General features: G+C 39.7%; 19 protein-coding genes. All 19 read right to left on the bottom strand.

Annotated elements, in window-relative coordinates; all coding sequences use genetic code 11:
• Window positions 1-48: 48 nt before the first annotated feature.
• On the bottom strand, window positions 49-1,320 hold the full coding sequence (locus tag F957_RS19730; protein WP_016542113.1) for a Glu/Leu/Phe/Val family dehydrogenase: 1,272 nt from the start codon (window positions 1,318-1,320) through the stop codon (window positions 49-51).
• A 32-nt stretch (window positions 1,321-1,352) separates the two neighbouring features.
• Window positions 1,353-2,273 (bottom strand): formimidoylglutamase, encoded by a 921-nt coding sequence (gene hutG / locus F957_RS19735; protein WP_016542112.1) that lies wholly within the window; start codon window positions 2,271-2,273, stop codon window positions 1,353-1,355.
• 30 nt (window positions 2,274-2,303) lie between these two features.
• On the bottom strand, window positions 2,304-3,509 hold the full coding sequence (hutI, locus tag F957_RS19740) for an imidazolonepropionase (protein ID WP_016542111.1): 1,206 nt from the start codon (window positions 3,507-3,509) through the stop codon (window positions 2,304-2,306).
• A gap of 52 nt (window positions 3,510-3,561) precedes the next feature.
• The gene (locus tag F957_RS19745; protein ID WP_016542110.1) at window positions 3,562-4,974 is read right to left on the bottom strand and encodes an amino acid permease; all 1,413 of its coding nucleotides are present in this window, start codon (window positions 4,972-4,974) and stop codon (window positions 3,562-3,564) included.
• 64 nt (window positions 4,975-5,038) lie between these two features.
• Complete coding sequence (gene hutH / locus F957_RS19750; protein ID WP_016542109.1) at window positions 5,039-6,577, bottom strand: histidine ammonia-lyase; 1,539 nt, start codon at window positions 6,575-6,577, stop codon at window positions 5,039-5,041.
• Between the two features lie 84 nt (window positions 6,578-6,661).
• Window positions 6,662-8,338: a urocanate hydratase gene (hutU, locus tag F957_RS19755; protein WP_016542108.1), complete on the bottom strand. Its 1,677-nt coding sequence runs from the start codon at window positions 8,336-8,338 to the stop codon at window positions 6,662-6,664.
• Window positions 8,339-8,576: 238 nt separating this feature from the next.
• On the bottom strand, window positions 8,577-9,158 hold the full coding sequence (locus tag F957_RS19760) for a HutD/Ves family protein (RefSeq protein WP_016542107.1): 582 nt from the start codon (window positions 9,156-9,158) through the stop codon (window positions 8,577-8,579).
• Window positions 9,155-9,907 carry a histidine utilization repressor gene (gene hutC / locus F957_RS19765; RefSeq protein ID WP_004654214.1) on the bottom strand — a complete coding sequence of 251 codons (753 nt, stop codon included), beginning with the start codon at window positions 9,905-9,907 and terminating at the stop codon, window positions 9,155-9,157. The genes F957_RS19760 and hutC overlap by 4 nt, the downstream gene beginning before the upstream one ends.
• Window positions 9,908-10,303: 396 nt before the next feature.
• The gene (locus F957_RS19770) at window positions 10,304-10,555 is read right to left on the bottom strand and encodes a hypothetical protein (RefSeq protein ID WP_016660085.1); all 252 of its coding nucleotides are present in this window, start codon (window positions 10,553-10,555) and stop codon (window positions 10,304-10,306) included.
• A gap of 218 nt (window positions 10,556-10,773) precedes the next feature.
• Complete coding sequence (locus tag F957_RS19775) at window positions 10,774-10,977, bottom strand: hypothetical protein (RefSeq protein ID WP_016542106.1); 204 nt, start codon at window positions 10,975-10,977, stop codon at window positions 10,774-10,776.
• Between the two features lie 108 nt (window positions 10,978-11,085).
• Window positions 11,086-11,358, bottom strand: a complete 273-nt coding sequence (locus tag F957_RS19780) for a hypothetical protein (protein ID WP_016542105.1) — start codon at window positions 11,356-11,358, stop codon at window positions 11,086-11,088.
• A 558-nt stretch (window positions 11,359-11,916) separates the two neighbouring features.
• A complete protein-coding gene (locus tag F957_RS19785) occupies window positions 11,917-12,165 on the bottom strand; it encodes a hypothetical protein (RefSeq protein ID WP_016660084.1) in 249 nt (82 codons plus the stop codon).
• A gap of 1 nt (window position 12,166) precedes the next feature.
• Window positions 12,167-12,430, bottom strand: coding sequence for a hypothetical protein (locus tag F957_RS19790; protein WP_016660083.1), 264 nt, complete (start codon window positions 12,428-12,430; stop codon window positions 12,167-12,169).
• Window positions 12,431-12,439: 9 nt separating this feature from the next.
• Complete coding sequence (locus tag F957_RS19795) at window positions 12,440-12,673, bottom strand: hypothetical protein (RefSeq protein ID WP_016542103.1); 234 nt, start codon at window positions 12,671-12,673, stop codon at window positions 12,440-12,442.
• A 122-nt stretch (window positions 12,674-12,795) separates the two neighbouring features.
• Window positions 12,796-13,077 carry a hypothetical protein gene (locus F957_RS19800; RefSeq protein ID WP_016660082.1) on the bottom strand — a complete coding sequence of 94 codons (282 nt, stop codon included), beginning with the start codon at window positions 13,075-13,077 and terminating at the stop codon, window positions 12,796-12,798.
• Between the two features lie 3 nt (window positions 13,078-13,080).
• Window positions 13,081-13,368: a hypothetical protein gene (locus tag F957_RS19805; protein WP_016660081.1), complete on the bottom strand. Its 288-nt coding sequence runs from the start codon at window positions 13,366-13,368 to the stop codon at window positions 13,081-13,083.
• Window positions 13,369-13,610: 242 nt separating this feature from the next.
• Window positions 13,611-13,874, bottom strand: coding sequence for a hypothetical protein (locus tag F957_RS19815; RefSeq protein ID WP_016542100.1), 264 nt, complete (start codon window positions 13,872-13,874; stop codon window positions 13,611-13,613).
• A 9-nt stretch (window positions 13,875-13,883) separates the two neighbouring features.
• A complete protein-coding gene (locus tag F957_RS19820) occupies window positions 13,884-18,860 on the bottom strand; it encodes an RHS repeat-associated core domain-containing protein (RefSeq protein ID WP_016542099.1) in 4,977 nt (1,658 codons plus the stop codon).
• A 70-nt stretch (window positions 18,861-18,930) separates the two neighbouring features.
• A partial coding sequence (locus tag F957_RS19825) for a DUF2345 domain-containing protein (protein ID WP_016660080.1) occupies window positions 18,931-20,589 on the bottom strand: 1,659 nt, incomplete at its 5' end.

The following is a 20,589-nucleotide window of genomic DNA, read 5'->3' as shown; positions in this document are numbered from 1 at the left end:
ACCTTAAAGTTTACACCTTAAGGTCGCTGTGATGATATCCAGCCAGTATTAACCTGGGAAAATACCACGCTCTTTACGCGCTTTTAAGATACGCTCACAGCCTAAAATGAAGGCAGCGGTACGTAAGGTACATTCTTTCTCACTTGATTTATGCCATACATCATTGATGGCTTGAATCATCAATTTGTCCAGTCTTTCGTTAATTTCTTCTTCAGACCAGAAGTAGCTCGACATATCTTGAACCCATTCAAAGTAAGATACGGTTACACCACCTGCATTACAGATCACGTCAGGCACAACTGTAATACCACGTTGAACCAAAACATCGTCCGCTTCTGGGAATGTTGGGCCGTTCGCACCTTCAAGCACTAACTTCGCAGTTAGTTTTTGAGCACGTTCAACTGTGATTTGGCTTTCCAATGCAGCAGGGATCAAAATATCCATCTCTACATTCCAGAACTCTTCATCACTGATCGCTTGTGCACCCTCAAAGCCACCCACACCTTGGTGAGTTTGCATGTGAGTTTTTAACGCAGCAAGATCGATCCCTTCAGGGTTGAAAATCGTACCAGTGTGATCTTGAATCGTCACAATGATCGATTTCGAGTCAGCAAATAAGTAAGCTGCTTCGCTACCAACGTTACCAAAACCTTGAACCGCAATTTTCGCGCCGTCTAAAGGTAATTTGATTTTTTCAGCCACTTGTTGACCCGTGATAAATACACCACGACCTGTCGCTTTAATACGACCAAGAGAACCACCTAAGTGTACCGGTTTACCCGTTACAACACCCGTCACCGTATGACCTTGACCCGATGAATAAGTATCCATGATCCAACCCATGACGTTTGGATTAGTACCCACATCTGGAGCAGGGATATCTTTTTGAGGGCCAATGATATGGCTGATTTCACTGGTATAACGACGTGTTAAACGCTCTAATTCACGTGGTGAAAGTTGACGCGGGTCAACACGGATGCCACCTTTTGCACCGCCGAATGGTAAATTTACCACCGCAGTTTTAATTGTCATCCATGCTGAAAGAGCCATTACTTCATTTAAATCTACATCTGGGTGATAGCGAATACCGCCTTTACCCGGACCACGTGACAAGTTGTGTTGTACACGATAACCTTCAAAATGACGAATTGTGCCATCGTCCATAACAATTGGCACGTCGACAATCAAAGCACGTTTTGGGCGCTTCAATGTGTCCACATAGTCTTCTAAACCATCTAGATATGGAGCAACACGCTCGATCTGTTCAAGATAAGTTGCCCATGGACCGTCATTTTGAGAGACATAAGATAAATTAGACATGTTTTAACCTTTTGATGAATTCACATGATCCATCAATCAAATATGTAGTTAAAAATTATATAAGCGGCTAATTTGGCAGTTCTACTATCCAAATCAAACCGTGGATTACATTCCGCCACATCAAAAACTTTAATCTTTCCGGTTTCCTTAATGGCCTCTAGTAATGGGTCAAAGACGGATAAATCAATCCCTTTAACCGCAGGTGCGCTTACACCTGGCGCAATGCTAGCACTAAATACATCAAGATCAACTGTAATATACAAATAGTCAACTTTTCCGATAAAAGCTACCAACTTTTCGATTAAAGTTTCAACATTTTGTTGCTGTAACTCATGATCGTAAATATAAGTACAATTCAACCGATCTGCGGTTTCAAATAAAACCTTGGTATTTGAATGTTTCGCCACACCAATACACAAATAATGAAATTCTTGCTGATGCTGTTCAGACAGTTTGGCTGCATTCAGAAATGGTGTACCAGAGGTCACCTGTTCCGCTTCACGCAGGTCAAAATGTGCATCAAAATTGATGATGCCAATTTTTTTATTTGGTTCATTGTTCTGCAGATATTGAAACAAGCCAGAGAAGCTGCCAAAAGCCACTTCATGACCACCGCCTAACACAATCGGCTTCATACCCTGCTTTAAACTTCTTTCAACCTGCTCTGCCAATTCAGCCTGTGCTTGTTCCAGTTGTGAACCGTCACATACTACGGTTCCAATATCTGCAATCGTGACAGCTTGATGTACAGGTAAATTGGCTAACTGCGCACGAATACTATCAGGTGCATCTGCTGCACCCAACCGCCCTTTGTTGCGTTTAACGCCCTCATCCGAGCTAAAGCCAATCAAGGCATAATCAGCTCTTGGCGTGGTATTGACGAGTTGGTGAATCCTTAAGTGTTCAGCACCCTCACCATCTTTACGTCCTTGCCATGTAAATGAATGATTCATCCTGCAAACTCTTTTAAAATAAGCCTAAAACTAGATTGAGATTTCATTGCCATGCTGAATAATCCGCTTTGGTAAATCTCCCCCCAACCAGTAAACGATCTCGGATGGATGCTCAATATCCCACGCAATAAAGTCTGCAACTTTACCAGTCTCTAAAGTGCCGTGCGTCTCTTGTAAACCCAATGCATATGCCGCATGCGTGGTTACGCCCGCTAGAGTTTGCTCTGGGGTTAAACGGAACAAGGTACTGCCCATATTCATCATTAAGCGTAAAGATAAGGCTGGTGAGGTGCCTGGATTTAAGTCACTGGATAGCGCAATGCGTACGCCATGTTGATGCAAGCTTTCTAAAGGTGGATATTTGGTTTCTCTCAAGAAATAGAATGCGCCAGGTAATAACACTGCTACCGTTCCAGCCGCAGCCATTGCCTTCACATCATCCTCAGTCATAAACTCTAAATGATCTGCCGATAAAGCCTGATACCGTGCGGCCAAGCTAGAGCCACCGAGTGAAGAAAGCTGCTCCGCATGCAGTTTGATCGGTAAATTTAAAGACTGAGCCGTTTTAAATAGGCGTTCAACTTGTGCAGGAGAAAAGGCCAAATATTCACAGAATGCATCGACTGCATCGACGAGCCCTTCTTGATGGAGTTTAGGCAGCATCTCATTACAGATATGCTCAATATAGGCATCGCTTTGATCTTTATACTCAGGTGGCAAAGCGTGCGCTGCCAAACAAGTACTGCGAACCGTCATCGGTAAAGTTTCTGCAATCTGACGAATCACACGCAGCATTTTCCGCTCATTGACATAGTCCAGACCGTAACCTGACTTAATCTCAATGGTGGTTACACCATCTTTAAGCAGGCAGCGAACTCGTTTCAAAGCCGATGCAAGCAACTCTTGTTCACTCGCTTCACGGGTTGCACGAACGGTACTCGCAATACCACCGCCACTTGCTGCAATTTCAGCATAGCTAACACCTTGCAAGCGTTTTTCAAACTCAACACTACGGTTGCCACCAAATACACTATGGGTATGACAATCAATTAGCCCCGGTGTGACCCATGCGCCATTCAAATCGATGGTTTCGGAATAAGCATCGGCAGGAAGATCTTCAAATGTTCCAATCCAGTGGATATGCTGCCCTGAAGTGACCATTGCAGCATCTTCAATACTGGAATATTGTCCATTTTGCATGGTGGCGATATGACAGTTTTTCCAAAGCTTTTTCATTTAAAACTCCTCTCGCTGCTCAGGCATAATCAACACCTGAGCAGTTTGATCATTAGCTTTCCATTTCGATATTTTGTTGCAAGGTCTGATTTTCTTTGACTGTATTTTGCTTAGGTTTTACCCAAATGTTATAAGCAATCCAAAGTAAGATTAACCAGCCTGCCCCGACATAAATTGCAGGTCTGGTATTTGGGAAATATGCCATCATCCCCAAAATAAAGACTAAGAACGCAATTGCAAATGCTGGAGCATATGGCCAACCAATCACTGGGAAATCCAAAGCTTTAATTTCTTCTTTCGACAACTTGCGACGCATTGCAACTTGAGAAAGTAAAATCATCAACCACACCCAAACTGTTGCAAATGTTGCAATCGAAGCAATGATGATGAATACATTTTCAGGAATCAGGTAGTTCAGTAGTACGCCAACCAGCAATACACCAGCCATCACCACAACAGTCATCCAAGGCACCCCGTTTTTAGAGACCTTTTGGAATATCTGCGGTGCTTGTTTGCGATTCGACATACCATACAACATCCGTCCTGCACCAAATACATCACTGTTGATGGCAGACACTGCGGCGGTAATTACGACGATATTCAGAATTGTTGCAGCTGATCCAATTCCGAGATTTTCAAAAATTTGTACAAATGGACTACCTTGGCTACCAATTTGGTTCCACGGGAAAATCGACATCAATACGAAAATCGTCAAAACATAGAACAACAAGATACGTACAGGTACAGCATTAATCGCTTTAGGAATCGACGTTTTCGGGTCTTTTGACTCACCTGCCGTGATACCAATGATCTCAATTCCACCAAAGGCAAACACAACAACGGCTAAACTTGCAATTAATCCAGCAATCCCGTTTGGCATAAAGCCATCATGAATCCATAAATTTTGGACACCTGTGGTAAAGCCAGTATGATCAGCGTTAAAACCATAGAACATCAAACCTAAACCGCCGATAATCATGGCAACAATGGCAGTGACTTTGACAATCGAAAGCCAGAATTCAAGTTCACCAAAGACTTTGACATGAATCAGGTTAATTGCCCCGAGAAACATGATCAGTGACAAAATCCAGATCCAACGAGGGACATCGGGATACCAGAAGCCCATATAGATCCCGAAGGCAGTGACATCAGCCAAGGCTACGATAATCATTTCAAAAACGTAGGTCCATCCCGTGGTAAAACCCGCGAGTGGGCCAATATATTGAGAGGCATAATGGCTGAATGAACCCGAAACTGGATTGCGTACCGCCATTTCACCCAATGCACGCATGACGATATAGACTGCAATCCCTGCAACGATATAAGCAAGTAATACGGATGGACCAGCCATTTTGATGGCTGTTGCTGAACCGTAAAAGAGTCCTGTCCCAATGGCTGAACCCAATGCCAAAAAACGAATATGGCGGGTGTTTAAGCCCCGCTGTAATGTGGAGTGTTGTGACATTATAATCTCCAATCCTTGAGGAAATTTAGTTAGATTCGGCCACTCCATGTGACCGATTTATTGATCACACTTCTGACAAACTTGGTAATAGCTTTGGAATGAGTAGTTCGTTCAAACAACCACTTGCAAGCAATTCACTCGCCTGCTCGATATCGGGTGCAAAGAAACGATCTTCACTGTAATAAGGCACTTGATCACGTAACACTTTACGCGCACGCTCAAGTTTTGGAGAACTCTTCAATCCTTCACGGAAATCAAGTCCCTGACATGCACCTAACCACTCAACTGCAAGAATGCCGCGAACGTTATCAGCCATATACCACAAACGTTTGCCTGCATTCGGTGCCATGGAAACATGGTCTTCCTGATTTGCAGAAGTCGGTAAACTATCAACACTGGCAGGATGTGCAAGTGCTTTATTGTCACTTGCTAACGCAGCGGCTGTTACTTGAGCAATCATGAAGCCAGAGTTGACTCCACCATTGGCAACCAAGAATGGCGGCAATTGTGACATATGACGGTCCATCATCATCGAAATACGACGTTCAGACAGTGAACCAATTTCTGCAATTGCCAATGCAAGGTTATCGGCAGCCATTGCCACAGGCTCTGCATGGAAATTACCGCCTGAGATCACATCACCTTCAGCAGCAAAGACCAATGGGTTATCAGATACCGCATTTGATTCAATTTCCAATACTTCTGCAGCTTGACGAATTTGAGTCAAGCAAGCACCCATGACTTGAGGTTGGCAACGAAGTGAGTACGGGTCTTGAACCTTACTGCAATCTTCATGTGAATGAGAAATTTCACTCGATTCAGTCAATAAGTCACGATAGGCAGCAGCCACATCAATTTGACCACGTTGACCGCGCACTTCATGGATACGTGCATCGAATGGTGCACGTGAACCCAGCATTGCTTCAACGCTTAAACCACCACAGACAGTTGCTGCGGCAAATAAATCTTCAGCTTCGAATAAACCACGTAATGCATAAGCAGTGGATGCCTGTGTGCCATTCAGCAGTGCCAAGCCTTCTTTTGCCGCCAAAGAAATCGGCTCTAAACCTGCAATTTTGAGTGCTTCAACCGCAGGTAACCATTCACCCTTATAGCGTGCTTTACTTTCACCAATTAACACCAAAGACATGTGTGCAAGCGGCGCCAAGTCACCCGAAGCACCAACAGAGCCTTTCAATGGAATATGTGGATACACTTCTGCATTGATCAAAGCCAACAATGCATCAATCACTTTGCGGCGAATCCCCGAAAAGCCACGTGCCAAGCTATTTGCTTTTAGCAACATGATCAAACGCACCATGGCATCATCCAATGGCTCGCCTACACCAGCTGCATGTGAAAGTACTAAAGAACGTTGTAATTGTTCTAAGTCTTCTGGTGCAATTTTAGTCGAAGCGAGTAAGCCAAAACCGGTATTGATACCATATGCGGTACGACCTTCATTGACGATTTGTTCCACACAAGCAACGCTGGCATCGATTCCTGCTGAAGCACTGTCGTCCAACTTGACTTTAATTGGATTGAAATAGGCTTTACGGAGGTCTGCTAAGGTGAGTTTGCCGGCTTGAATTAAAAGTTCCATTATTGGCGTCCTGTTTTGCACTCTATTGTTCGCTTACGATGCTGGATGCACAATTGCAAAAAGCATCGTAATGTCCTTGTCTGTTTATTGTGTGATCATTGGCAAGTTCAAGCCTTGCTCTTTGGCACAATCAATCGCAATGTCATAACCTGCATCGGCATGACGCATCACCCCTGTTGCAGGGTCATTGGTCAGTACACGTGCAATACGTGCTGCTGCTTCATCGGTGCCATCACACACGATGACCACGCCTGAATGTTGCGAAAAGCCCATACCTACACCACCGCCGTGATGCAATGACACCCAAGTCGCACCGCCTGCCGTATTGAGCAAGGCATTTAATAACGGCCAGTCAGATACAGCATCTGAACCATCTTTCATTGATTCTGTTTCACGGTTTGGACTCGATACTGAACCTGAATCCAAATGGTCACGACCAATCACGATCGGTGCTGAAAGTTCACCGCTACGCACCATTTCATTGAATGCCAAGCCCAATTTTGCACGTAAGCCTAAGCCCACCCAGCAAATACGTGCTGGTAAACCTTGGAAGCTGATACGTTCACGCGCCATATCTAACCAGCGATGTAAATGTTCATCATCTGGAATGAGTTCTTTTACTTTGGCATCTGTCTTATAGATATCTTCTGGATCACCTGAAAGTGCCGCCCAACGGAATGGACCAATACCGCGGCAGAACAATGGACGGATATAAGCAGGAACGAAGCCTGGGAAATCAAAGGCATTTTTTACGCCTTCGTCTTGTGCCATTTGACGGATGTTGTTGCCATAATCAAAAGTTGGAACACCCATTTTCTGGAAATCCAACATCGCTTGAACGTGCTGCGCCATTGATTGTTTAGCCGCTTTGACCACCGCTTCTGGCTCAGTTTTAGCGCGCTGACGGTACTCTTCCCATGTCCAGCCAATTGGTAAATAACCATTTAACGGATCATGTGCGCTGGTTTGGTCGGTCACCATATCTGGGTGTACACCGCGACGAACTAACTCAGGTAAAATTTCAGCGGCATTGCCATGCAGTGCAATCGAAACTGCTTTGCCTTCTTTAGTGTATTTTTCAATTCGCGCCAAAGCATCATCTAAATCAGTTGCTTGCTCATCGACATAACGAGTACGTAAACGGAAATCAATACTGGTCTGTTGGCATTCGATATTAAGTGAACATGCACCTGCAAGTGTTGCAGCTAAAGGTTGTGCACCACCCATACCACCTAAACCAGCAGTCAACACCCAACGACCTGTTAAATCACCGTTATAATGTTGACGACCTGCTTCTACAAAAGTTTCATATGTGCCTTGTACAATGCCTTGGCTACCAATATAAATCCAAGAACCCGCTGTCATCTGACCATACATTGCAAGACCTTTGGCATCCAATTCATTGAAATGCTCCCAAGTTCCCCAATGTGGTACAAGATTCGAGTTCGCAATCAAAACACGCGGTGCATCTTTATGCGTTTTGAATACGCCAACAGGCTTACCTGATTGAACCAACAAGGTTTCATCTGTTTCTAAATTTTTAAGTGTTTCAACGATCTTGTCAAAACATTCCCAGTTACGTGCAGCACGACCGATACCACCGTAAACAACAAGCTCTTTTGGATTTTCTGCAACATCAGGGTCAAGATTGTTCATCAGCATGCGTAAAGGCGCTTCTGTTAACCAGCTTTTTGCATTGAGCTTTGTACCACGTGGTGCGCGAATTTCTACATCACGAAATTTTGTTGTCGTTGTTGTCACAATCGGACTCCTTCCATTGAGTTTGAATCAGCAAATTAACCTGCTTTACTGTATAGCAATGTATTAACTTGTATATACATCTATATACTACACAAAACTTTTATCTTGAAAAGATGCTTTTCAATGCTTTTATGAAAATAATTTACAAGCTTATGAAATAAATAGACTTATTTTTATTTTTGCAATAAAAAACACATACAACCTGAGGTTGTATGTGTTTTAAGAAAATGTAAAAAACTTAATTTTTTGTAAGTTCGATTAGACAAGCTTGCTGTAAACGTTGTGATTTTAAAACCAGTTTTTTCAATGATTTTGGCTGCTGAATTTGAAGACTTTCATGCTGGGCTAAACAGAAAATCTGTTGCTCTACTTCAATTTCTAATGGTTCTTGACTGTGATTAAAAATAAAAATCAGATCGGCTGTACTGAAAATTTCAGTAATAGTCGTCTCACACAGCCATTGATAGCGAGAATTCCATTTTTCAGGATTATAAATCAGATTAAAGTCCCGAATCGGCCCATTGCTGAGTTCACAACTGGTCGTGCTATCCCCGCTAAATTGTGCGGACTGTAAGGTTTTCAGATGTTCAGTATCATCGTCAATATTCAGTATGATGCCAGCACCTTCCAATACCGTGAGGATACGCTGCATGCCATTAAACTTGGAAAAATCACCCGAAGTTTTGACATCCGCCATGGAAATACGCCAATCAAACGCATCCAGACTATCACCGTCACTTCGGGCAAGCTCAATGGTATAACCTGCGCCATTCTTCCACAGCATCTGCTGATAATCAGCTGCGCCTAAGTGTTGAATCATTGAGTAAATTTACCTTCCAGATAATAACGGCTACCTGGATAGATCAATCGCGCACTAGAAATAAGTTGTTTATTCGACCAAGTGCGACGACGAATCAATAGACATGGTTCAGTCTTATTGATTTTCAGCCATTTGCATTCTTGTGCGGAAGCCAAAATTGCTGTCACCACATGTTCGCCTTCGGTCACAGGTGCTTTTGACATTAAATATGCATTGGGTGTAATACTTTTAAAATCTTGTGCCAAGTAATCTGGAATCAACATCGGATCGACCAGTCGATCTTCAATCTGTACGGGCACATCATTTTCATAATGCACAATGATCGAGTGAAAGAGCTTTTGTCCTTCTCTAATCTGCATCAACATGCTTTGTTCCGCATTGGCCTGAATCTGTTCCAGTACCAAGACTTCGGCATGGTGCTTATGATTTCGGGCAATGATTTCTTCGGCAATATTATTGACATGAAATAAAGCAGTACGCCCTTGTCCTTCGGCAACAAAAGAACCAACACCTTGGATACGTACCAACAGACCTTCACTGGTCAGCTCGCGCAAGGCACGATTCACGGTCATACGGCTACAGCCGAGTAAATTGACCAATTCACTTTCTGAAGGAATCTTTTTATTGACCGTCCATGTTCCTTCATAGATTTTTTGTGAAATCATTTGTTTCACACGCAAATACAAAGGAACAGGACTATCTTCTTCTAAGGACAAATCTAAATCGTTTTGCTTTGTCGCTCTTGACATTGGCTAAAACTCATACTAAATACTATAAGTCATAGTATATTGAATTTAGAATAATTGTATATACAAGCCTATACAAATAAACAATTTAGGCCAAATAACATACAAAGCATTCCGTTTTGTCCTTAAAAACATACAATCTATTTTAGCTTTTATGATTTTATGATTTTATGATTTTATGATGTGAGTCTGATCAGCATCGGCAATCTATTAACTTATCGGGATGATATTTAATGATGTTGCTTGCATCATGAACAATATTAATGACCTCAAGAAAAGTCTTATCTTTATTCAGCTTATTTCTGAAAATAGGCAAATTTTTGTATAACTTGAGATAAAGAACATTCTTCAGTCCTCCTACTATATACATAAAAAATCTTTCAAAATAATTATCTAATTTCAAAAACTTGATTGAATATATGCTCTTATAACAGACCACAAAAAAATAGCTGTGGACCCAACTAATATATTCAAAATTATTTTAACGATATTTGATAAATTAGAGTTATATAGTTTTAAGTTAAGTAGATAAGCGATTCCTCCTAAGCCACCTCCAACGGCTCCACCAATGAGGACCAAGATAAGCGGCCAACCACACATCACATACACTTTAAATTTTAATTTTTTCTTACTAGATGAAACATCGTCCATATCAAAGTTACCTAATCAAATTTTCTCATAGATTTTTTCTAAAAACACTCTACCTAATTTTTTCCAAAAATCTAAATCATGGAAAAAGAATACGTTTAGAAACTAAAAAACTGGTGTAGCCATCCAGCTATGCTCACAAGGGGGTTATGAAGCTTTAAAATTGGCTATAAATACACTCATAATCATTTCAACTAGAATGATTATAATTTTATTTCACCTTATTTCTTACTTTGTTCGTCTTTAGGGGCAGTTGCTGCTTTCACCGCACGTGAACTTGCTTGACCTATTACCTGTTCATTGGCAAATATAAGAAATCCAGATGCATTGTTTTTAATAAAACTTCCTGCTTTAGGAGCGTTTAATGCAATGCTACTCCAACCCACTTGACCAAAACCTGCTGCAGCTGATGTACTCGCCCCCATGCCCCTGTAACCGCACTGGTTGCAGCCACACCGCCCGTACGAACTAGATTGATATCGGTTATAATTTAATTATTTCTATAAAACTTATTTATTAAAAATTATAATTCTTTATTTTTTACCAAAATCTGTTCTCTCTAACCATCTGAAAAGTGAAAAAAATAGAAACATTATTAAACCTAATCCAAATGAAAGTAAAAAAAACAAAACTTGCTGAGGAAAACTCATTAGATTACCTTTGATTAAATCTAAAATATTGCCAATGACAAATGCAAAAAAGCCAATGACCATTCCTTTAACAAAACTAGTTAAATATGGATATTCTTCTGACTTATAATTAGAAACAAAAAATGCAACAATTACCTCTGCAAGAATTGTTAACATAATTTATTTCTCCTTACCCCATATATAATCACAGATAAATTCAATTAAAAACACTAAAATACTAATAACTAGCCCTCCTACAAAACCAACCATCAATGTGAATCCGACTGAAATTTCTCGCCCATTTACAAGGGAAGAAAACAATCCAAGAAAAAAATTGTTATCATAATTAAAATTCCTCTTACCACTATATTTATTATAGGGTGTTCAGAAGCCTTAAAATTAGCTATAAATACACTCATCATTATTTCAACTAAAATCGTTAACATTTTATTTTTTCTATCTATATAATTACCAAAAACCTCTATTAACAAAAGTGTAAAACTACAAGCTATCCCACAAAAAAAACTAACAATTAAACCCCAAAAAACTGGAACACTTTCTCCTTTTATTACAAAAGAGAAAGAACCTATAAAAAAATAGAAATCTTAATTAAAATGCCACGCGCAACCGCGCTAATAATTGGATGTTCAGAAGCCTGAAAATTGGCTATAAACACACTCATCATTATTTCAACTAAAATCGTTAACACAACAGAGTCTTTCTACTTACTTCTATCTAGTAGTTAAAGAAAATCTCAATTATGAGCGCTAAAATGCTAATTACTATACCACCTACAATACTTATACTAAGGGCTAATCCAATTGAACTTTCTTTATTATTCGAAAAATCTGAAAAGATCATTAAGGAAAACATCACAATAGCAATTATACCCCCCCTTACCACTACATTAATAATTGGATGTTCAGAAGCCTTAAAATTGGCTATAAATACACTCATAATTATTTCAACCAGTATGGCTAACATTTTATTTTTTTCCATCAATATAATTAAAAAATATTTCTATAAAATAAATTAAAAAGCTAACAATAAAACCAACTATAAAACTCATCTTAAGCCCCCAAATATAAGGAATTTCATTGCCCTCCAGTACACAAGAAAACACCCCTATACAAAATCCAACAACCATGATTATAAAACCCCGAGCAATAATATTTATATAGGGGTGCTCAGAGGCTTTAAAATTGGCTATAAAAACACTCATCATTATTTCAACTAGAATGGTTAACATATTTTCACCTTATTTCTTACTTTGTTCGTCTTTAGGGGCAGTTGCTGCTTTCACTGCACGTGAACTCGCTTGACCTATTACCTGTTCATTGGCAAATATAAAAAAACCTGATGCATTGTTTTTGATAAAACTTCCTGCTTTAGGAGCGTTTAATGCAATGCTACTCCAACCCACTTGACCAAAACCTGCTACAGCTGATGTACTCGCCCCCCATGCCCCTGTAACCGCACTGGTTGCCGCCACTTGTTTAGTTCAAATCAAGAATTTATAGCTTCAACAGATTATTGCAATTAGGCCAACAACCTTAATACTACTGAAAATTAATTTTATATTTTAAAATTAACTTTCTCACTAAAAACCATTATTTACTTCTTTTTATAGGGGTAATTAACAACAATAAAAAATATACCCAAAACAATTCCAACCCCTAAACAAAATAAGTATCCAAAGAAAATAATTGAGTACATATCTTGCTTTATTCCACCATTAAGCAGATATTTAATAGTGGATAAAACAGCAGCACTTAGACCTATAATTAAACCCTTTGTAAACTCTATAACCTTAGGATACTCACTAGAATCAGAAGAACTAATAGAAAACAAACCTACAAAAAATTTAACAAAAAACTCTGCAATCTCTGTTAGCATAATTTACTTATCTCTCCCCCATATTAATTCACAAAAAATCTCAACAAAAAACACTAACAGACTTATTACAAACCCGCCAATAAAGCTAATCATAAAACCTAATAAGAATGAACTTTTCTTACCTTCAATAAAATCGGAGAAAAAAATTATACATAAAACTGTTACTCCTATTACCACACCCCTTACCACTACATTAATAATTGGATGTTCAGAAGCCTTAAAATTGGCTATAAATACACTCATAATTATTTCAACTAGAATAGTTAGAATTTTATTTTCTCCTGTCGACATAGTTAAAAAATATCTATTAAAAACAAAATAATAGAACCCACCAGGCCTAAAACAAAACTAACTATTAAGGCAAATTTTAATGAAAATTCATTACCATTAAAAAAAGTAGAAAATAATCCCATAAAAAAATTGTTACCATAATTAAAATGCCACGCGCAACCGCGCTAATAATTGGATGTTCTGAAGCCTTAAAATTAGCTATAAATACACTCATCATCATTTCAGCTAAAATCATTAATATTTTATTTTTTTCTTTCTCCATATTTAAAGAAAAATTCGATTAAAAATATAAGAAAACTAACAATAAAACCTATGAGAAAACTGACCATGAGGCTAAAAACTATTGAAAATTCTTTTCCATCTTTAATTAAAGGGAATAATCCTACAACAAGAATCGCAAGCATAATTAAAAAACCACGGGCAACAACATTAATAATTGGATGCTCTGAAGCTTTAAAATTGGCTATAAATACACTCATCATTATTTCAACTAAAATCGTTAACATCATTTCACCTTATTTCTTACTTTGTTCGTCTTTAGGGGCAGTTGCTGCTTTCACTGCACGTGAACTCGCTTGACCTATTACCTGCTCATTGGCAAATATAAGAAAACCAGATGCATTGTTTTTAATAAAACTTCCTGCTTTAGGAGCGTTTAATGCAATGCTACTCCAACCCACTTGACCAAAACCTGCCGCCGCTGATGTACTTGCTCCCCAAGCTCCCGTAACTGCACTGGTTGCAGCTACACCGCCCGTACGGACTAGATTTATATCGGTTACACATTGGCAACTAAGACCTTGTATTCCAACATCCACTCCCCCTCCAACCAAAGCTGAAACTCCTGCGGCTTTACCTATGGTCCCTGCTGACAAACCTGCACTAGGCAATGTGGCACCATTACCAAAATAAGGTGCAGCTTTCCGCGCAATCGGTGCAGCAACCGCTCCTCCGCCTGTTGCCGCCCCAGCCACAACATAAGGTCCATATCCCGCAACGACAGCAGCACCTAAAACAGTATTATTAATCGCACCCTGATTTCTTAAATCTCTGCGTAATGCAGGGTCTTTCGCAAAAGCACTCATGGTATTCGGAAATAGATTCCCCAATAAACCAGGACTTGGCGTCGGTTTATTATTCATGACAGGGAAATCATTGCGCCCCATACCGCGTGCAACTTTGGCTTGCTCATTGGTATTGCGCTGGCGCTCTACAATCGGTGCATTCCTACGGTTAAAATCTTGAGAGTAACGCTCATATTTTGACTGATTCGCATTCTTATTTTTCTCTGCCATCAACCCCATTGGGTCAACCCATTGATTTGGATCACGGACATAAGCTGAGGTATGGATTCCACCTTCTAGACCCAACGGGTCTTTACTAATATAACGAGCACTGAATGGCTCATAATAGCGATGCCGGTTGTAATGTAAGCCTGTTTCCTGGTCAAAATACTGACCTTGGAATCTCAGATGAGTATGTTCAAATGGATTATCTGGATGAAACGCTTTTACATTGAGTGTCTTGCCCCAAGTATTCAGGGTAATTTCCCAAACAGCCTCTCCACGCTCATTTGTTAAACATTGCGGTGTGCCAACCTGATCACAATGATAAAAAACAACTCGTTCCAGTTCGGCTCTATTGATTCTCGTATCATTTTTCCAGAGTGGATCTTTTGCAATGGAATAAGCCTCGGTCTGATAACGCTTGTAATCAGGTGTTTCAACCAAACGGATAAAATTTGAGTAACCAGTTTGAAATAAGGGCGTAAAACTATTGGGTTCATAGACATAATGTTTGGTATAGCTTTTCCCTGTTTCGAAATTCTGCTCTGCCTCCCAAGTCATCATATCGCCCTCCCAACCAAATAAAGTCAGGCTGTTTTGGTTTTTCTTAAATAGACGACGACCAAAGACATCATAGCCATATTCAGTAATTTTCCCATTATGGTCACTCTGGATTAATCGATTCAAGTGATCCCATGTCAATTTGAGTGACTTCCCTTTTTGTTGTAGTTCGATCAAATTTCCTCTGGCGTCATATTGATAATATCTCCCTTGGTATTGTCTGATCAGATTATTATTGACTTGGGTTTGACCAGACTCGATCAAATTACCTGCTGGGTCAAAATTAAAGCGCTCACTATTAAAAGGACTTAAACTCGTTATTAAACGACCAACAGGATCATACTGATAGTTAAATTTTCCCAATCGGCTATCATCTATTTCTGTAATTAGATAATTTTTATCATATTGATAATGGCGCTCAGCGTGATATTTGGCTGTAGAAAGTGGATTGAAAGAGTCTGAGTCTTGCTCAGTATCAATACGCTGTGAACAAAGTAATCCAACCTGATTATATTGCTTGGTTTGAATTAACCCATTGGCGAGTAAACGCACACGTTCTCGATGAAGACCATCTCGCTGAAAAGCCACCATTTCCTGTTTATTAAAGGCGATCCCATAAACATGCCCAGCCCCATAATTTAAATGGGTTTGAATTTGCCCATCGGGTCGAATCGTTTTGATTAAATGTCCCAATTCATCATATTCATAACGCAAGACTGCTGTTAATGCTGGATGATCTGGTATTTTATAATGTTGATGTTCTCTGACCAATTGCCCTAAAGCATCATAATAAAGATCAATTTGGCTGAGACCATTACTTACTTTACTCAACTGCTGATTTAAATTGTATTCAAAAGTCTCTGTATAAGGTTGCCTTGTTTCCAGATCAATATAATCTTTAGATGCAATGTGTCCATCTGCATGATAATAAAACTGCGTCTGAATATTCGATTGCTGAATCTGGAAAAGTTGTCCATTTTCATTATAGATAAAATGTTTTTCTTCACCATCAAACGCTTGTTCACGAATAAGCTGACCATAATGATTATAGTCAAACTGGTACACCGCTTGATTTTGATTGAAAAGCCTGTGAATACGCCCTTTTTTATCCCATTGGTAACGTATCTGATGATGATTAGCATCAACCCGACGTTCAAGCAGCCCCACAGCATTATATTGATATCGTGTGATTAATCCCTTGGTATCAGTATGTTTAAGTAGGCGACCTTCTTCATCATGTTCAAAATGCTCGTTCAACCCATCAGGGTAAACGATCGTTTGCAACTGCCCCTTATCTTTACCCTGTGTACTATATTGATATTCAATACGTTGCTCTTCAGCTGACAGTTGTGATTTGAGCTGACTTGTTTCATCATAGTCCCAATGACTACTTTTCCCTGAGCAGTCTGTATAAGACAATATTTGTCCTAAATCGTTATATTTAAATTTTTTTGTTCCACCTATGGCATCGGTTAGTTCTATCAGTTGGTTATCGTTATTGTATTTATATTGAGTCACCAGCCCTTGTGGATTAATTTCTTTGCTCAAATTACCTTGCGTATCATATTCACGCTTCCAAATATTTCCTTCTGGGTCTTTAATTTCGCTTAGATGCCCTTGCACATCGTAAGCAAAACGAATCACACCACCATTTGGCTGTATAATCTTTGCCAGTTGACCAAGATCATTATATTCCTGCTGAGTTTCACGTCCTTCAAAATCGATCTGTCGGGTAATCCGTTTTTGCTTATCTCGGGAATACCACGATTCCCGCCCATCAGCTAAGCGGATACGATAGGTAAAACCATGAAGGTCAAAATAATAATACGTCGGTGTATCATAAGCATCAAAAACAGTGACTTGCCTTAAACGGGGATGCCATTTCAGTGTGGTATGAAAACTGCCATCATCTGCCCACTCTTCAATGGCTCTTGCAGTTGCAGCGGTTGAGTCATAACGAATATTGTGCCCACGTCCAGTACGATCCGTATAACGTGTTAGTTGATGAGCATGATTATATTCATACTGACGGAAATAGCCATTTTGATCATAAGCCTTGACTAAATTACCTTTTATATCATATTCATAACGAGCTAAAGGTTCAGGTTGTTCATCTACAAATATAGCTATAATTTTGACTTGATCATTAAAAGCAAACTTGAGTGTTTGCTTGGCTCTTTTAAATTGAAAATCTACAGCCTGTAAATATGCAAGTTGATTAATCAACAGATAATTGAACTGAATACGTTCTTCTGTTTTTTGATTCAACTGTTGAATCAATTGATAGCTTTTACCTTGATTAAAACTATGAAAATAAAGATCCCAGTCTGTACCAACGTTTAAAATTAAGTCTCCATCTTCCAACGGCTCTATGCTAAAGCGCTCAAAAGGCATGCTATAGCGACTCGTTATAATTGAAGATGGGAGTTGGTGTTTACGCCCCATTGCATCAATAAACAAATAACCTTGCGTATTTTGTGTAATCACATAAGAAAAGGGGGTTATCCATCGTGCCCCTATCATCTCGAGATCTAAGCCATCTCGTTGTGAATTATATTGACGACTAAAAGTAAAATCGATTTTAGTTAAATAGAAATCAATATCTTGGATTTGTTCCGTTCCAATCGAGTAACGAATACTATTTTCAGATTGCGAATCCGTACCTGAACATGGAGGTGCATTAATTGCATCTATCTGTAAACTTAAAAACTCTAAAATATCCCCATTGGTATGTTGTTCATGTTCTCCAGTTTGGTTGGCAGGTACACTCGCATTTGTTTTTTTGTTTTGAGTTTGGATTGTGTTTAAACATTCTTGTATTAACCAAGCCAAGGTATATTTTTGATCTACATTTGCTTGTTGTTGCAAAGCACGATCTAAAGTCGTAAGTGCTTGTGTTACGCCCTGAATGAGCGAGCTACCCTTTTGAGTTTCGATTTTTGTACTTATGTCCGTTTGAGTTGGGGCCTCTAATAAATGGATTAAAGGGACTGCCCAATTCGTAAATTTAAGCTTAGGGTCTCTTTTTTCCGCACTTACGCCAGTCGCTATAATCTTTTTTTCAAATGACGTTCCCGATGGGGCTGTGACAAAACTTTGTAAAATTGTGGTGGCTAAAATACTGGCTTGCTCTAACAACTCAGGAAGCTTCATTTGTGTTTCATGCAAGAATTTTTCTAAATCCCCCGCAATCATGGCATTCAAGTGCAAACTCAAACGTTTAATTTGTGCTGATGTAATTTTGCCATTCTCAGGATATAAACTATCCGCCATTAATCCAAGCATCGGACGTAAGGCCATACGCACATGCGCTTGATGATAAGGCTCCACAAATAAACCGATTAAGTTTGCGCCAAGTATTGCAACTTGCTGAACACCTACATCTCCACTCTCTGTTTCTCTTGTATAGTGCAATAAGCCTAAAATACTCTCAGTCAAAGCAAAAATATTTGCCACTGTTGGGATATTTGCACCACTTTTTAATTGTTGAAGACTGGTATTTCCATAAACATTTAAATAATGCTGGATTTGATTTGCAGTCATTTGCAAATCCGCCACATCTGTAATACTTTCTAAGTTAAAAATAGCCAGTTGAACTACAGATTGTCTTTGTTCTTTGATCTGTTCAATATTTTTTGTCGTCATAAAACTAAAACCTTTTATTTATGCGGACGCATCTTTGTCATAGAGCTTTTTTAATTTGATAATTCGTTTTTTATCCATCTTGTACGGAACTTTTGGGGTTTATTCCGATCTGTTTCATCATCATGATCTGATCAAGGGATAAATTGGCATTAAGCTGAGATGAAATGGCACTCAGAACATAATGACTCGTCTGATCTTTAAATTGCGCGATGGTCTGCTGACCTAAATCCTGTAATGCATGTTTACCCATTTCTTTGAGATTACTGATCTGGCCTGAGAATAATTGAGTTTTTAGTTGCGACATCATATTTTGTCCTATGCCATCAAGTGCATTCTGTACATGAGCCTTTATTCCACTAATGATTTCATCTGACCATGTATAGTCACGCTCACTAAAATGACTTTTCTCTTCCCAAGCACTTCGCAGATCTCGTTCAAACTCAACTTTTGCAGGGCCGGGTGCAATACCAGTTACAACTGCATATCCATTTTTAACCAGTCTTCCTAACACCTGTTTACCGAGTGAATCCAAAACTTTAAAGCTCGTATCTTGAAAGAAGTCTTGCCCACCATAACTTTTCAAAAGTTCAAGTGCACCTTTTAATGGTTTTGCCTGTGGGAGTTGGGCCATTTGATTTGCACTCTCACCCGCCATAAACATATGCTGCCCTGCCTTGCTCTCAAACTTCCCCCCAGTTTTCGGAAAAATACCCGAACCATTTAAAGCAATTTGTGAGGATGCTCCTGTAATTAACACCTCTTTAGGGCTGCTAATTTCAATCCGATCTTCAGTTGACGCAATGCAAACTCCAAGTTTTGCCAATACATCCAATGCGCTGGATTGGGCCTGAATACTAAACTTTCCCTGTGCAGCCACAAGATTAAAATTTCCCTGAATTGCAAATAAACTGACTTTGTTCAAGGCATGACCAATGAAGTTTTTTTGTGTGCTCAGGTTGATACTGTTACCTGCGAATTGATTGATTTGCCCATCTGCAGAGACATGAATGTCCTCATTACTGCTTAGGCCAATGCCTGCTGGTGAATTGAGTAATAAAAGTGATTTTTTAAAACTTGCTACATTTTTTTCTAAGTACTCAGCGAATGCCTTTAACTGTTCAACTGATTCAATTTCATCAGTCTGTTGGTTCTTAGCAACTTCACTTAGAGCTTGGGCATTATTCAAACTACTTGTTAGTTGTATCTGAGTTTCTTCGGTATCTAAATGTTCACCTTGACCTTGATCCTGTTTATAGGTGGAAACGAGAAGACCCTCGCCTGCACGTACTGCACCCCATTGGTCGGTACGTAGCTCAAAACCTTCACCTCGGTCTTCACTTTCAGCCTTGTCTTTGGGATGGCTGAGTTTACCTAGATTCAGTTGGCTGACAGCATGGCTACTTTGCAACTGGGCGCTGATCTGTCCTGTGGTGTCATCAAAGCGTAGTTGGTTAAAACCTTCGCCCTGATACTCTTTAGACTTAATTCCTGCCAGTTTCTTGGTGTCTGGCAGCTTACCTACTTGATCAAACTTGGTCGGGCTACGCTGGCCTTCATGAATTCTTCCCACCACAAATGGACGGTCAATATTGCCATCAAAGAAGTCGATGACTACGATTTCTCCAATACGCGGTAAGAAACGTGCACCATAGCCTTCACCTGCCCAAGGCGTCAGTACATCAACCCAAGCAGAGTCCGTGTCATTGTCATTGGCACCCGCACCACCATC

The sequence above is a fragment of the Acinetobacter gyllenbergii CIP 110306 = MTCC 11365 genome, from assembly GCF_000413855.1.
In the GTDB taxonomy this organism is placed as follows: domain Bacteria; phylum Pseudomonadota; class Gammaproteobacteria; order Pseudomonadales; family Moraxellaceae; genus Acinetobacter; species Acinetobacter gyllenbergii.
This window is presented reverse-complemented; position numbering and strand designations above follow the sequence as displayed.